13 protein-coding genes are annotated in these 15,178 nt (G+C 72.2%); 3 read left to right on the top strand and 10 right to left on the bottom strand.

The features are described from left to right. Positions 1-15 precede the first annotated feature (15 nt). On the bottom strand, positions 16-801 hold the full coding sequence (locus tag ACFC96_RS17095; protein WP_376612939.1) for a TetR/AcrR family transcriptional regulator: 786 nt from the start codon (positions 799-801) through the stop codon (positions 16-18). A gap of 87 nt (positions 802-888) precedes the next feature. Next, positions 889-2,397 carry an MFS transporter gene (locus ACFC96_RS17090; RefSeq protein WP_376255190.1) on the bottom strand — a complete coding sequence of 503 codons (1,509 nt, stop codon included), beginning with the start codon at positions 2,395-2,397 and terminating at the stop codon, positions 889-891. 139 nt (positions 2,398-2,536) lie between these two features. On the opposite strand from ACFC96_RS17090, the gene ACFC96_RS17085 reads away from it, so the two are divergent. Beyond that, entirely contained in the window at positions 2,537-3,391 is an 855-nt protein-coding gene (locus tag ACFC96_RS17085) for an endonuclease/exonuclease/phosphatase family protein (RefSeq protein WP_376612938.1), read from the top strand. Positions 3,392-3,405: 14 nt separating this feature from the next. Here ACFC96_RS17085 and ACFC96_RS17080 read toward each other — a convergent pair whose 3' ends face one another. The 7 genes from ACFC96_RS17080 to ACFC96_RS17050 form a co-directional block, all read right to left on the bottom strand. Next, on the bottom strand, positions 3,406-5,637 hold the full coding sequence (locus ACFC96_RS17080; RefSeq protein ID WP_376612936.1) for an ArnT family glycosyltransferase: 2,232 nt from the start codon (positions 5,635-5,637) through the stop codon (positions 3,406-3,408). Then, on the bottom strand, positions 5,634-6,971 hold the full coding sequence (locus ACFC96_RS17075; protein ID WP_376255196.1) for a glycosyltransferase: 1,338 nt from the start codon (positions 6,969-6,971) through the stop codon (positions 5,634-5,636). The genes ACFC96_RS17080 and ACFC96_RS17075 overlap by 4 nt, the downstream gene beginning before the upstream one ends. Positions 6,972-6,997: 26 nt before the next feature. Next, a complete protein-coding gene (locus tag ACFC96_RS17070; protein ID WP_376255198.1) occupies positions 6,998-8,479 on the bottom strand; it encodes a sensor histidine kinase in 1,482 nt (493 codons plus the stop codon). Further along, entirely contained in the window at positions 8,476-9,225 is a 750-nt protein-coding gene (locus ACFC96_RS17065; protein ID WP_376255200.1) for a response regulator transcription factor, read from the bottom strand. The genes ACFC96_RS17070 and ACFC96_RS17065 overlap by 4 nt, the downstream gene beginning before the upstream one ends. 109 nt (positions 9,226-9,334) lie before the next feature. Further along, complete coding sequence (locus tag ACFC96_RS17060) at positions 9,335-10,312, bottom strand: amidohydrolase family protein (protein WP_376612934.1); 978 nt, start codon at positions 10,310-10,312, stop codon at positions 9,335-9,337. Further along, complete coding sequence (locus tag ACFC96_RS17055; RefSeq protein WP_376255202.1) at positions 10,266-10,589, bottom strand: antibiotic biosynthesis monooxygenase family protein; 324 nt, start codon at positions 10,587-10,589, stop codon at positions 10,266-10,268. The genes ACFC96_RS17060 and ACFC96_RS17055 overlap by 47 nt, the downstream gene beginning before the upstream one ends. 203 nt (positions 10,590-10,792) lie before the next feature. Next, a complete protein-coding gene (locus ACFC96_RS17050) occupies positions 10,793-11,779 on the bottom strand; it encodes a DUF2797 domain-containing protein (RefSeq protein WP_376612933.1) in 987 nt (328 codons plus the stop codon). Between the two features lie 85 nt (positions 11,780-11,864). Here ACFC96_RS17050 and ACFC96_RS17045 point away from each other — a divergent pair, with 85 nt between their 5' ends. Continuing rightward, positions 11,865-12,113 (top strand): hypothetical protein, encoded by a 249-nt coding sequence (locus ACFC96_RS17045; protein WP_376612931.1) that lies wholly within the window; start codon positions 11,865-11,867, stop codon positions 12,111-12,113. Between the two features lie 32 nt (positions 12,114-12,145). Next, on the top strand, positions 12,146-13,009 hold the full coding sequence (locus tag ACFC96_RS17040; RefSeq protein ID WP_376612929.1) for a GNAT family N-acetyltransferase: 864 nt from the start codon (positions 12,146-12,148) through the stop codon (positions 13,007-13,009). Between the two features lie 527 nt (positions 13,010-13,536). On the opposite strand, the gene ACFC96_RS17035 is transcribed toward ACFC96_RS17040, so the two are convergent. Then, the gene (locus ACFC96_RS17035; protein WP_376612928.1) at positions 13,537-14,820 is read right to left on the bottom strand and encodes a calcium-binding protein; all 1,284 of its coding nucleotides are present in this window, start codon (positions 14,818-14,820) and stop codon (positions 13,537-13,539) included. Between the last annotated feature and the right edge of the window lie 358 nt (positions 14,821-15,178).

Below are 15,178 nucleotides of genomic sequence, written 5' to 3'. Positions count from 1 at the left end.
GGCCCGACACACGCTCTAGCGCGAGGGCTGCTGCTGGGCGGCGACCATCGTGTCGATTCCGGCCACCAGCAGGTCGAGCGCGACCTGGAAGTCGGCCTCGCGGATGTCCTCCACCTTGTGGCCCTCGGTGCCCGCCATCAGCGCCCGCGCGTTCTCGTAGTCCTCGGCCATCTCCGGGGCCAGTTCACCGAATGCGCCCATCGCGTGGTGGTAGTACTCGTCCTGGGTCATCCCGGCGTCCGCGCAGCGCTGTACGAAGTGGCCCTCGATGGTCCCGTACCCGTACACGAACTGGAAGACGGCGGCGATCGCGCCCCGCTGGCCCTGCAGGTCGAGGCCGGTGTCCTCGATGATGCGCTGCACCTGGCGCGAGAACGCCAGCGAGTGCGGGCCGATGTTGAGGAAGTGGCCCGTGAGCGGGGAGGTCCAGGGGTGGCGCACCAGGCTCGCGCGGTACACCCCGGCGAGCTGCCTCAGCGGGGCGCGCCAGTCGCCCCCCGGCGCCGCGGGCTCGGGCAGTTCCATCTCGCCGAAGACGCGGTCGAGGGCCAGCTCCAGGAGGTCGTCCTTGGTGTCGACGTACCAGTAGACAGACATCGCGGTCACGCCGAGCTCGGCCGCGAGGCGCCGCATCGAGAACTTGGCGAGGCCCTCGGCGTCGAGGAGTTTCACGGTGGCCGCGGTGATCCGCTCCCGGTCGAGAGTGCTGGGCGCCTCGCTCCTGCGGGTACGCGGCGTCTTGCCCTCCAGCCAGACGCTCGTCCGCGCCGGACGCCCCGCACGGTCGGCTGCCTTCGCCATGGCGCACCTTCCCAAAGTCCTCGTACCGGCCCGGTTCCGGCAGCGGACCGGACTGGCCCGGTCCGCCACCACCGATGCTATGTGCAGCTAGGCCGTGGCCTTCACCGCTGAGCCTGCCCGCTCCGCCCTCCTGAGCAACGCCGCGGCGAGGAGGCCACCCACGAGCACGGCGACCGCGCCGACCAGCTGGCTGGTCTCCAGGCCCGAGGAGAACGCGTCGGCGATCCGCTCCCGCTCCGCCCCCGACTTCGCCGCGGCGAGCGCCGCCGGGAGCGAGGCCGCGGAGACGGATACGAGCGCGGCGAACCGGGAGTTCAGCACGGCGCCGAGGACGGCCACACCGAGACCGTTGCCGAACTCGGCGAGCGTGCCGTTGACTCCGGCGCCGACGCCCGCCTTCTCCGGCGGGATCGCGCTCATGATGGCGTTCGCCATGGCGGGCATGGCCACCGAGATGCCCGCGCCCATCACGACGAGGCCGAGCAGCATGCCCCCGTACGAGTCCCCGCCGAGCAGGGCGATCGCGGCGAGGCCGGCCGCGAGGCACGACATGCCGGTGGCGATGGTCGCGGGGGTGCCGAGCCTCGGCAGGATGCGGGCGCCGACGCCGGTGAGGTTGAGGACGACGACCGTCAGGGCCATGGGCGCCGTGCGCAGACCGGCCTCCAGGGCCCCGTAGCCGAGCACGAACTGGAGGTGCTGGGTCAGCAGGAAGAGCGAGCCGCCCATGCCGAAGGCGACCAGGATCGCGCCCGCGACAGCCCCGGTGAACCGCTGGTTGCGGAAGAAGTGCATGTCCAGCATCGGGTACGGGATCCGCAGCTCCCACACCACGAACGCGGCCAGGACCACGAGGCCGACCAGCGCGGAGAAGCCGACGTGTGCCGACGTCCAGCCGTGCTGCGGGCCCGAGATGATCGCGTAGACCACGCCCGTCATGCCGACCGTGGACAGGAGCGCGCCGACCAGGTCGGGCCGGTCGCCGAGCGGGTTCTTGGACTCGGGGACGAGTGCGAGGACCGCGATCAGGCCGATGACCGCGACCGGGATGTTGATCAGGAAGATCGCGCCCCACCAGAAGTGGTCGAGCATGACGCCGCCGAGGAGCGGGCCCGCGGCGAAGCCGAGGGAGTTCACGGTGGCCCACAGGCCGATCGCCCTCACGCGCTCCGTGTCGTCGAAGATCTGCACGACGACGGCGAGCGTGGTCGTCATCAGGAGCGCGCCGCCGACACCCATCCCGGCGCGCGCCGCGATCAACTGCCCGGTGGACTGGGCGAGGCCGGCGACCAGCGATCCGGCGCCGAACAGGACGAGCCCGGCCGCGAGCATCTTCTTGCGTCCGTAGCGGTCGGCCGAGCTGCCCGCGGTGAGCAGGAGACCCGACTGGACCAGCGAGTACGCGTTGATCATCCACTGGATGTCGGAGGTCGAGGCGTCCAGCTCCCGGGTCAGGGAGGGGATCGCCACGTTCAGGACGGTGTTGTCGAGCAGCACGGTGAGCTGGGCGAGGCAGATGACGCCGAGGATCAGCCAGCGCTGCGGATGGCCGCCGCCGGTGGCGGCCGTTGAGTTCTCGGCGGTGGTCGCCGTCATGTCCAGATCCCCCTGTACGGTGTACGTCGAGTGTCGCTGTACACCGTATAGCCGTCTCCGTGCGGCGGCCAAGTCACTTTTTCGGCGCCGGACACCCGCTAGCGTTCTCCCGCCGGAAACCTGACGAGTGAGGGGTCGGATGTCCAAGCACCGCCGCACACCGCAAGTTCTGCTCGCCGCCGCGCTGTTGGGGGGACTCGCCGCCGCGCCGCAGGCGCAGGCCGCCGGGGGACCACCACCCGTCCCGCTGCGCATCGCCACCTACAACATCCACGCCGGTTCCGGCATGGACAACGTCTTCGATCTCGACCGCCAGGAGGCGGCGCTGCGTGCCCTGCACGCCGACGTCATCGGACTCCAGGAGGTCGACGTCCACTGGGGCGCGCGCAGCCAGAACCGGGACCTCGCCCAAGAGCTGGCGGACCGGCTCGGGATGCATGTGTCGTTCGCGCCGATCTACAGCCTCGACCCGGTCGAGGAGGGAGGGCCGCGCCGCGAGTACGGGGTGGCGATCCTGTCCCGGTATCCGGTCCGCGGCGCCGTGAACCACGAGATCACCCGCCTGTCGACGCAGGACCCGAACCCGGTCCCGGCGCCCGCCCCCGGCTTCGGGGAGGTCGAGCTGAAGGTGCGCGGGGTGCCGGTCCAGGTCTTCGTGACGCACCTCGACTACCGGCCCGACCCGTCGGTACGGGCCGCGCAGGTCGCCGACACCCGTCGGATCATGGCCGGGGAACGTACGTCGCCGGGGGACCGCCAGATCCTGCTCGGCGACTTCAACGCGGAGCCGGGCGCCCCCGAACTCGCCCCGCTGTGGAAGGAGCTGGCACCGGCCGACCCGGGGGCGTACACCTTCCCGGCGGCGGATCCGGTCAAGCGGATCGACTACGTCGCGGTGGGCGAGGGCGTCCGGGTACGCGACGCGGCGGTGGCCGAGACTCTCGCCTCGGACCACCGCCCGGTTGTCGCCGATCTGTCGCTGAACAGGAGTTAGGGCAGGACCAGGACCTACTTCGGCTGCGTCAGGTCGTAGAAGGTCGCGCTGCCCACGGTGACCTTCGTGTAGTTCTTCTCGACCCAGGACTGGATCTTGGAGGCGGAACCGCTGCCGCCGCCCATCCCGCCCATGCCGCCACCGATGAAGTAGTGGATCTTCCCGTCCTCGACGTAGCTCTTGAACTGGGCGAGCGTCGGGGACGGGTCGCTTCCGTTGAAGCCGCCGATCGCCATGACGGGCTTGCCGGTGGAGAGCTGGTAGCTGGCCGCGTTCTGCGAGCCGACGGCCGCGGCGGCCCAGGTGTAGTCGTCCGCGTTCTTCTCGACGAGGACCTTGGCCTTGGCGCTGACCTGCGCGCCGTTGAGGAGCCCGCCCATCCCGCCGCCCATGCCGCCCGGGCCGCCGCGTTCGCCCGTGCCGGCGCCGCCGGGCATCGTGCCGATGCCGCCCTGCTGCTTGCCGTTGCCCGTGCCCTGGTTCTGACCCTGGCCATTGCCCTGGCCGGGCATGCCGCCGGTCGGGGGCATGCCCGTGCCGCCACCCTGCCGGCCCTGCCCGCCCTGGCCGGGCAGCTGGCCCGGCTGACCCTGGCTGTTCTGCCGGCCCTGGCCGGGCGGCTGCATTCCGCCGCCGCGCATGCCGCCTTCGCCGCCGGGGCCACCGGGGAAGCCGCCCCGGCCGCCCATCATGCTCGCCCCCGCGGGACCGGCCGTCACGATCGAGCCGCTGTGTCCGGTGTCGAGCGTGCTGATGGTGTACGCGGTCGGTCCGGCCAACGCGGCCACCAGGCCCACCCCGGCTGTACCGAGCGCCAGCCGACGGTTCAGCCGGCCCGCGACGGCGATGCCGAGGCCCGCCGCGACGCCGCCGACGAGGATCACCCAGCGCAGCCACGGCACGTAGTCGGGCGTCCGGTTCAGCAGGACGTACGACCACACGGCCGTCACCGCCGCCGTGACACCGAGCGCGGCGGACGCCGTGAACCTGGCCCGCTCCTCCCACAGCACGCTCGCGCCCATGCCGACGAGCGCGGCGGCATAGGGGGCGAGGGCCACCGTGTAGTACTGGTGGAAGATCCCGGCCATGAAGCTGAAGACGACCATGGTCATCACCAGCGATCCGCCCCACGCGAGGAACGCGGCGCGTGCCGTGTCGGTGCGGCGCGCCTTCCGGGTGACCACGACACCGGCGACGAGGAGCAGCAGCGCGGCCGGCAGGAGCCAGGAGATCTGGCTGCCGATCTCGGAGTTGAACATCCGGTCGATGCCGGTCTCGCCCCACTGGCTGCCGCCGCCCATGCCGCGACCGCCGCCGCCGACGCTGCCGGTCTCCTCGCCGTTGATCCGGCCGAGCCCGTTGTAGCCGAAGGTCAGCTCGAGGAACGAGTTGTTCTGGGAGCCGCCGATGTACGGGCGCGAGGACGCGGGCCACAGCTCCACGACCGCGACCCACCAGCCGCCCGCGACGACCATCGCGAGCCCGGACAGCAGCAGCTGTCCGATCCGCTTGAGCGGCCTGCCCGGCGCGAACACCGCGTACAGGACGGCCAGCGGCGGCAGGATCAGGAACGCCTGGAGGGTCTTCGCGAGGAACGCGAGGCCGACGGCGACGCCCGCCCACACCAGCCACTTCGTCCGGCCGTTCTCCATGCCGCGCAGGACGCAGTAGACCGTGACGGTCATCAGGAGCGCCAGCAGGGCGTCCGGGTTGTTGAAGCGGAACATCAGGGCGGCGACGGGCGTGAGCGCGAACGCCGCCACGGTGAGCAGCCCGGCCGCCGCGCTGAACCGGCGCCGCACGGCCGCGTACAGGACGCCCGCCGTCGCCACGCCCATCAGCACCTGCGGGACGAGGATCGCCCAGGAGCTGAGGCCGAAGATCCGCACCGAGAGCGCCATCGGCCAGAGCGACGCCGGGGGCTTGTCGACGGTGATGGCGTTGGCCGAGTCGAGCGACCCGAAGAACATCGCCTTCCAGCTCTGGCTCCCGGCCTGCACGGCCGCGGAGTAGAAGGAGTTGGCGTAGCCGGAGGCGCTCAGGTTCCACAGGTAGGCGAGCGCCACGACGAGCAGCAGGCCGAGGAACGCGGGGCGCGCCCAGCGCGGGTCCTCGGACCGGCCGCGCCAGACCCGGGCGAGCGGGGGCTGCTTCGGGCGGCCGTGGCCCAGGCCCTGGACGGCCGGTGCGGCGGCCGGGGGCGGTGGCAGCGCGGGTGCGTCGGCGGGGAGGTGGGGCTGGGTCATCGTCCGGTCCTCAGTTCGTGGTCGTACGTGGGTCGGGAGGCGTCCGGCGCACCGGGTACGGGCAGCGGCGCGGGGGCGGGCGGCTCGGGGAACACCCAGGCCCGGAAGAGCAGGAAGCGCAGCACCGTCGCCGCGAGGTTGGCGGCGACGAGCACCGCGAGTTCCGTGGAGTGCGCCGGGTCCGCGGAGGCGGCGCCGAGCGCCGCGAGCGAGCCGCTGGTCAGGGCGAGCCCGATCGCGAACACGACGAGGCCCTGCGCCTGGTGGCGGACGGCCCGGTCACGGCCGCGGACTCCGAAGGTGAGCCGCCGGTTGGCGGCCGTGTTGGCGACGGCCGACACGAGCAGGGCCAGCGCGTTGGCGACCTGCGACCCCGTGAACGTACGGAATCCGGAGTAGAGCAGCAGATAGACGAGGGTCGACAGGACGCCGACGACGCAGAAGCCGACCAGCTGGCGGGCCAGGCCCCTGGGCACTCCCGGTACCTGGCGGTCGCGCGGGTCGTCGCCGAAGGGGCGGGCGAGCCGGTCCAGGGGGAGCGCGCCGACCGCGAGCGCCCGGCCCACGCGCCACACGCCCTTGAGGTCGTCGGTGGCCGTCTTCACGATGTGCACCGTCGAGTCCGGATCGTCGACCCAGTCGACCGGCACCTCGTGGATACGCAGCCCGGCCCGCTCGGCCAGGACGAGCATCTCGGTGTCGAAGAACCAGCCGCTGTCCTCGACGAGCGGCAGCAGGACCCGTGCCACATCGCGCCGGATCGCCTTGAAGCCGCACTGGGCGTCGGAGAAGCGCGCCTGGAGGGAGCCGCGCAGGATCAGGTTGTAGGCACGGGAGATGAACTCGCGCTTCGGCCCGCGCACGACACGTGAACTGCGCGCGAGGCGCGAGCCGATCGCCAGGTCCGAGTGGCCCGAGATGAGCGGCGCGACCAGCGGGAGCAGGGCGTTGAGGTCGGTGGACAGGTCGACGTCCATGTAGGCGAGGACGGGCGCGTCGGACGCGGACCAGACGGTGCGCAGGGCGCGCCCGCGGCCCTTCTGCTCCAGGCGGGCGTTGTGCACCTCGGGGAGCGCGGCCGCCAGGGCGGCGGCGACGTCCGGGGTCGCGTCCGTGGAGGCGTTGTCCGCGATCGTGATGCGGAAGCGGTAGGGGAAGGTCCCGACGAGGTGCCGGTGCAGCCTGCGCACGCAGGGACCGAGGTCCCGCTCCTCGTTGTAGACCGGGATCACTACGTCCAGAACCGGTGCATCGCCCGCGCCGGCCGGGAGGTGCTCCCGCGCCGGCAGCACCCCCAGGGAGGGGTCGGTGCCCGGAGAAGAGTCGGTTCGCATGACACCGACATTCGCCAACTGCCCTGTCAGACCGGTGTGGTGAGACTGTGGCCCGCCTGTGAGTACGTGACGGGTTCGGCACACGCCGGCAGATGGACGGTGAACACGGTCCGGCCTGGCACGCTGTCGACGGTCACGGCGCCGCCGTGCGCGGCCGCGACCGCCTGCACGATGGCGAGGCCGAGACCGGTCGAACCGTGGGCCCGGGAGCGGGAGGTGTCGCCGCGCGCGAACCGTTCGAAGACGTGCGGGAGCAGCTCGGGCGGGATGCCGGGGCCGTTGTCCTGGATGTCCAGGCAGACCCATGGCCCGTGCCGGTGCACGCGCGCGGTCACCGTCGTGCCCGGTGGCGTGTGCGTACGGGCGTTGGCCAGGAGGTTCACGAGCACCTGGTGGATGCGCGGCCCGTCGGCGAGCACGAGGGCGGGATCGTCGGGCAGTTCGAGCCGCCACGCGTGGTCCTGGCCGGCCGCGCGGGCGTCGCTCAGCGCGTCCACGACCAGCGGCGACAGGTCGGTCGCCTCGTACGACAGGGGGCGGCCGGAGTCGAGCCGCGCGAGCAGCAGCAGGTCCTCGACGAGCCCGGTCATGCGGTGGGCCTCGGACTCGATACGGCCCAGCGCGTGCCGGGTGTCGGGCCCGGTCTCCTCACGGCCGCGCCGGGTGAGTTCGGCGTACCCGCGGATCGAGGCGAGAGGCGTACGCAGCTCATGGCTGGCGTCCGCGACGAACTGGCGCACGCGCGTCTCGCTCTGCTGGCGCGCCTCCAGCGCTCCGTTCACATGGTCGAGCATGCGGTTGAGAGCGGCGCCGACCTGGCCGACCTCGGTGCGCGGGTCGGCCTCGGTGTCGGGGACCCGTTCGTGGAGGGCCACTTCACCGCTGTGCAGGGGGAGTTCGGAGACACGGGTCGCGGTGGACGCGACACGGCGCAGGGGACGCAGGGCCACGCCGACCATGGCCGCGCCGGCGAGGGACGCGGCGACGAGACCGGCGGCGGTGACACTGACCTCGACGACGACGAGGGTGTTGAGGGTGTCCTGCACCTCGGTCTCCGGCAGGCCGACCATGGTGTTGCCACCCGGCTTCGAGGAGATCCGGTAGTCGCCGAGCCCGGGCACGCCGACGCTGTGCGCCTGCCCGTCCTGCGGCACACTCTCCAGCGCGCTGATCTGCGCATCCGTCAGCGGGACTATCGGGGTGTCCCGGTCGGCGACGCTCTTCGCGGCCTCGGTGACGCGTCCGTCGGACGCGACGAGGGCGCCGATGGTGCCCGGCCTGCTCGGACCGCCGAGAAAGCTCAGGTCCTGCGCCTGCCGGTCCGGGCCGGGACCGCCCGTGGACAGGACGGAGGCGCCGCGCACCTGCTTGTCGAGCTGGTCGTACAGATAGGTGTGCAGCGCGATGGTGGTCACCGTTCCGATGACCGCGCACACCAGGGCGATCAGCGCGACAGCCGTGATGACGAGCCGCTTGCGCAGGCTGCGCGGCTGCCGCCGACCGCTCATGACGCGACGGGCACAGCGGGCTTGATGAGATATCCGGCGCCGCGCCGCGTGTGGATCATCGGCTCGCGCCCGGCGTCGATCTTGCGGCGCAGGTAGGAGATGTACAGCTCCACGACGTTGGCCTGGCCGCCGAAGTCGTAGCTCCAGACGCGGTCCAGTATCTGCGCCTTGCTCAGCACCCGGCGCGGGTTGCGCATCAGGTAGCGCAGCAGCTCGAACTCGGTGGCGGTCAGATGGATGCCGTCCCCACCGCGCGACACCTCGTGACTGTCCTCGTCGAGCGTCAGGTCACCCACGACGAGCACGGACTCGCTGCGCCGGTCGGTCGCCCCCGAGCGGCGGATGAGCCCGCGCAGCCGGGCGACGACCTCTTCCAGGCTGAACGGCTTGGTCACATAGTCGTCGCCGCCGGCCGTGAGCCCGGCGATCCGGTCCTCGACGGCGTCCTTCGCGGTCAGGAACAGCACCGGCACGTCCTGGTGCTCGCGCCGCAGCCGGCCGAGCACGGACAGGCCGTCCATGTCGGGCAGCATCATGTCGAGCACGATGGCGTCGGGCCGGAACTCGCGCGCGGCCTGCACCGCGCCCATCCCGTCCGCGGCGCTGCGGATCTGCCAGCCCTCGTAGCGCAGGGCCATGGAAAGCAGCTCGGTGATCGACTGTTCGTCGTCCACGACGAGGACCCGGACGGGGCTCCCGTCCGGCCTCAGCAGTTCGGTACGCCCCTGGGGCGAGGTCGCGGTCATGTTCCACACCTTGCGCGCCCGCTCTGAGAACCGGCTTTCGGCAACCTGTGAATTTCCTGAGAAACGCACAGCGGTCTCATAGGACGGCGTCGGACCGCGTCGGACGGCGTCAGCCCAAGGGGGCGAGGTCGAACAGCCGTGCCCCGTTCCCGTGGCACACGGCCCGCAGCCACTCCGCCCCGAGACCGAGCCGCTCCAGGGCCTCCAGCTGGTGGACGTAGGGGTACGGAATGTTCGGGAAGTCGGTGCCGAGCAGGATCCGGTCCCCCAGATCGGCGAGCCGGGCCAGCTCGCCGCGGGGGAACGCGGCAAAACGTTCACTGAAATCGGTGAACGCCATCGTCGTGTCGAGGCGCACCTCCCCGTACCGCTCGGCCAGGTCGAGGAAGTCCGTGTACTCGGGCATCCCCATGTGCGCCACGATCACCGGGAGCCGCGGATGCCGGGCGAGCAGGCGGGCGACCGGCTCGGGACCGGTGTGCTTGCCGGGGGCCGGCCCCGAGCCGCAGTGCATGACCACGGGGATCCCGGCCTCGGCGAGCATCCCCCACACGGGGTCGAGCAGTTCGTCGTTCGGGTCGTACGCCCCGACCTGCACATGCGCCTTGAAGACGCGCGTGCCCGCCTCGACGGCCTCGCGCACGTACCGGTCGACGCCCGGCTCGGGGAAGAACGTCGACGTGTGCAGACAGCCGGGGGTCCGGCGCGCGAAGTCGACGGCCCACCCGTTGAGCCACTCGGCCATGCCCGCCTTGTGCGGATAGAGCATGGACGTGAAGGCACGCACCTCGAACTCCCGCAGCCGCGCGAGCCGTTGCTCCTCTTCCTCCCGGTACGCGATGGGCCAGGCCATCCCGGTCAGCGGCCCCGCCGCGTCGAAGTACTCCCACACCTTCTTCAGGACCCGCTCGGGCATGAAGTGCGTGTGCACGTCGACGATCCCGGCCAGTCCGTGCCGCTCCCGGAACCGGGCGACCCGCTCCGCCTCGCCGCCGTCCGCCACGCCGCGCTCCGCGCTGCCCGCCACGCCTGTCTCCGCGTTACTCCCCGCGCTCAAATCCGTGACTCCGTTCGACCTTGGCGACATGGAGCGAGTAGCTCTCGTACCACTCGGCGCGGCCGCGCCGCTGTGCCTCCCGGTGCTCCCCGTTCCCGGCCCACTCCTTGAGCCCCTCCTCGTGCTGGAAATAGGCGACGGTGATCCTCAGCCCGCTCTCCGAGGCCGCGAAATCCTCCCCCAAGAACCCGGGTATCTCCCTGACCAGCTCCGACATCCGCTCGGCGGTCGCCCCGTATCCGTTGTCCCCCGGCGTGCGCACGGAGGTGAACACCGCTGCGTAGTAAGGCGGTTCGAAGGCGGGCACGGGCCGGACGGTACAGGCGGGACCGGTGCTGCTCTCCGGCCCGACAGGCGCTACTCCGTGATCACTCATGTCCCTCACGATGCGGCCCGGCGACGGACGGTGTCCACCCCCATTGCCCTACGGGAAGCGAGACTTGACCATTCGGTCGACGAAGCCCGCCGCCCTCTTCGCGCCCGGCCGGAGAACGGGACGGCCGATGCCGCTCAGAACAGCCCACCCTGCAACGCGGACGCCTCTCTCACCGGTTTCACCGGCACGGAGGACACCACGTCAGCCGCCGCTCCCTCCGTCTTCCCCAACGCCTCGAGCTGCCACCCGCCGAGCAGCCGGGTGTCGACCACGAGCCGCCGCCCGCCCCGCTCCACCAGATGCAGATCCGGCCCCGCGGCCGCGACGAGCGTCCCCCTGACCACCCCGCCCTCGACCAGCTCGCTCACCACGACCCCCACGCCCCCGAGCCGACCGACCTCCACCGCCTCCTCCGCCGCCTCCTCTGTCCCGTTTCCTGTTCCGCTGCCTGCTCCGGCCCCCGATGGGCCCTCGATCCCGAAGACCTCCGCGTGATCGACCACCTCGCACGGAAGCCGCTCCAGCGACTCGGGCCACCCGGGGAGCGCGACGGCAGTGGCGTGCGCCGTCGCCAGCTCCGCGGCCCGCTCACCGGCCGGGGGCAGCGCCGCCCGTACGGCCCGCTTCTGCGCGTACGGAATCCGGTCCGGAACGCCGAGCGCGCTGCGCAGCAGCTCTTCCGCCCGCCGCGCCGCCATGAGCGGCCCGCGCCCCAACCACGTGAACGCGACGGCCCCTTGTTCGAGCAGCCGGGCGGAACCGCGCCCGACCCCGGTGATCCCCACCTTCACCATCCCGCTCCCGAACCAGGCGAGATACACGTGGTACGGCCTCGGGTCGTCCGCCATCGTGTCCGCGGCGACGGAGTGCGCCCGGTCGATCCCGGCGCACTCGGCACACTGTGCGCGCGTCCCCCGCCCGGACAGCTCCGCACCCGCCGGACACGGCGTACGCCGCCCGCCCCGCCACACCCCGAGACATCTGCGCCCGCCCACGGCGCGGAAAGCCAGCACGTCCCCGAAGGCGAGGGCACTCTCGCGCTCCCCCTTCCCCTCCCCGTACCACCCCAGCGCGGGACCGCCCCCGACCCGCCACCGCACCCCGGTGCACCACCACGTCATGCTCAGGACGCTACTCCCGGGCACTGACATCGCCGGGCCTGCGGTACGTTCCCGCTGTTCGGGGAGGCGATCAGGGGTGGGGACCGTGGCAGTGCTGGGCTTCTTCTTCATCGTGTTGCCGGGCCTCGCGATCGCCGCCCTGGGGACGGTGGCAGCGCTGGGCTTCTTCTTCATCGTGTTGCCGGGCCTCGCGATCGTCGCCTTCGCGGGCTTCGCCGCCTGCCGGGCCCGGCGCCAGAGGTTCTTCAAGGTCCTGGCCGCCGTACTCCTCACCGCCGGCCTGACCTGCGCACTCGTACCGGCCGGGATGATCGTCTGGCTCCTGACGCCCTAGCCGGGACGGGAGCACATCGGAAACCATGCAGCATGCGACCGGACGACTGGCACCTCACCGAAGACATCGACGACTTTCTCGCCCGGGCCGGGGACTTCCTGCGCTCACGCCCCGCTCTGCACACCACACCGCTGACGACGACCGAGAAACTGCGCACGCTCGACACGCAGGCGTACAGGGCCGATGCCCCCGTCTTCGGCTTCCTGGAGCGAGCGGGCGAGGTCCGCGCCGTCTTCTACCGCCGCACCCGGCACGGTCCCCTGAGCCTCACCCCCGTCTCCCCCGCGGACGCCGACGCCCTCGCCGCCCGTCTGGCCGGCCTCGGCCTCGTCCTGCCCGTCGTGAGCGCCGCCCACGACACCGCCACCGCCTTCGCCGAGGCCTGGCAGCGGCGCACGGGCGCGACGCCGACCCTCAGCACACGGATCCGTCTGTACCGCCTCGACACGCTCACCGCACCGGAGCCCGTCCCGGCGGGCCGGGGCCGACGCGTGGGTGAACAGGACCGCGAGCAACTCTTCCGCTGGCACCGCGAGTTCGCCGCCGATGTCGGGGAGGACGTCACCATCGACGCCGACACCTGGGCCGACACTCGCTTCGGCGACAAGCACTACACGTTCTGGGAGACCCCGGACGGCACCCCGGTCTCCATGGCGGGCATGACCTCGCCGGTCGGCGGCATGGTCCGGGTGGACCCCGTCTACACCCCGGCGCACCTGCGCGGTCGCGGCTACGCGGGCGCCGTGACGGTCGCGGTGAGCCGAGCGGCCCTGGCCGCGGGCGCCAAGGAGGTCGCGCTCTACGCGGACCCGGCCAACTCCACCAGCAACGCCCTCTACCGACGCATCGGCTACGTACCGCTCACCGAATGGGCTGTGTACGACTTCGCGCGCTGACGGCGGCACGGCCGGCGTCCCGGCACACCGTCACGACGTGGACTGATCCGTCGCCGTCCTGGTCGCTACCGCTTCGGTGCCCCCCGCCGCTGCTCGCCCCAGCGCCCCGCGGCCCTCACGGCCGTGTTGGCAACTGCGGCGGTCACCGCGGAGCCGGTCCAGCCCATCGGCCTGTCGTGCAGGACCATGGTCCCGAACCGGAGGGCGAATGAGCAGCACCCGCGATGCCGCCCAGTCCTCGACAGCCTGCCGATCAGGGCGCTGGATGCTCATGTGCCGGAGGCTGAGGGTGCGTGATGCCGGATCGCCAGACCGCGTCACGGTATGACGCAAGAGGCCCCCGGATCTCTCCGGGAGCCTCTCGTCTGTGTGCACTCGGGACACGGCTCCACGTGCGAGCAGGCTGATTCGCCTCGGACGCACAAAGCGTTGAAACGGGCCTCGTGCGTTGGTCGCCGCTGCGACGAGGGATGTGCCGGGGCTCGTTTCTGAGGTTCGTCGATCAGGTCGGAGCCGTGTGGGGTGGGTCAGAAGCAGCCGGGTCCGGTGGAGGGGCTGAAGCAGACGTTGGAGCCAGGGCCGCCGTCGTTGGTGTTGGTGCCGGAACCGCCGAAGAGCGCGTCGTTGCCGGGACCGCCGAAGAGGGCGTCGTCGCCGTTGTTGCCGTTCAGGTTGTCGGTGCCGTTGCCGCCTTCGATGCGGTCGTTGCCGTCACCGCCGGACAGCACGTCGTTGCCGTCACCGCCGCAGATGATGTCGTTGCCACCACGGCCGTCGACCACGTCGTTGCCGCCGAGAGCGAAGATCACGTCATTGCCGGGAGTGCCGACCAGGACGTTGTTGCCGTTGGTACCGGTGATGGTGGGCGTGGCGGTCGCGCAGGTGGGGGGCGCCGGCTCGTAGGTGATGGTCACCTGGGCCGGCCCCGCGGCGGGTGCGGAGGTACCACCCGTGGGGACGCGGTTCGACGCACCACCGCCGCCACCGGGACCGAAAGCAGCGCTAGGAGCGTTCTGGATGGTGCTGCAGCCTCCGCCGCCGCCTCCGCCGAACCAGCCGCCCCCGCCTCCACCCGCCCCGAAGGCGCCTCCGCCGTTGCCGCCCGCACCGCCCGTGCCCGGAGTGCCGGACGTACCGCCGCCGCCGGGGCATACGGCTCCGCCCGCGCCGCCGGCTGTCTGGGTTCCGCCGCCGCCGCCCTGGCCGCCGCTGTTCGTTCTGCTGCCGCCGGGCGTACCGGTGTTTCCGGCGTTTCCGCCGGTGGCCTCCGGGACGAGGAAATTGGACAAGGGGCTGCTTCCGCCGCCGCCTCCGCCGCCCGCGACGATGAGGCGGGGGTCGGTGCCGGGGACGCCGGTCAGGGTGCAGCCGGGGCCCGCCGAGCTGCAGGTGCGGACATCGCTGGATCCGCCGCCGGCACCACCTGTACTCGCCGGTCCGCCGCCTGCTCCCCCGCCCGTGCCGACGTTGACATAGAGGGTGGTGGTGCTCGGTGGCACGGTGACGGTGCCGGTGACGGTGGCGCCATTGCCGCCCGCGCCGCCGTTGGGCCCGCTTTGGCCCGCGGCGCCGGTGGCGGTGACGGTCAGTTGGGTCACGCCGGCCGGGACGGTGAAGGGCTGGTCGGCGCCGGCGCTGAAGGTGACCGTCACGGGCGCCGCCACGGCGGGCGTGGCCGTATGCACCACCAGTGCCGCCGGCAGCGCCACCGTGACGAGCAGGACCGCAGCACGTCTGGCCGGGTGCCGCCGCTCACCCGCGGCTCCGGCGCCACGTCGACGGAACACGGCGCGTTGCAGAGTCGGTCTCACTGGGCTCCTCGACAAAGAGCGCGGCACTCAGAACGTGCCACGGACGTCGGTTGGTGTTGAGGCCCCTGCCGGGACCGCCCGACGATCAAGCCACACGCGCCCTGTGCGGCCGTACAGACACACCGTCATACCGCCCGCGATCCACCGACCAGACGCCGGACCGCATCCTCACCGGCTGCGCCGGACCTGCTCTTCACCGCAGTGACCGAGCGCGTCACGGACCCCTATCCCGAGCCTGAACAGCAAGCTCACCGTTCTTTGCCGGGATGCCGGCGTGCGGCGCGTGACGGTCCACGACCTGCGCCCTGCGGCTCGCTTCCGCTCACACAGGGCCGCGCTGAGGGGACCCGTTGACGTC

The sequence above is a fragment of the Streptomyces sp. NPDC055955 genome (genome assembly GCF_042270245.1).
Taxonomy (GTDB): domain Bacteria; phylum Actinomycetota; class Actinomycetes; order Streptomycetales; family Streptomycetaceae; genus Streptomyces.
The sequence above is the reverse complement of the archived record's forward strand: the minus strand, read 5'-3'. Positions and strand labels throughout refer to the sequence as shown.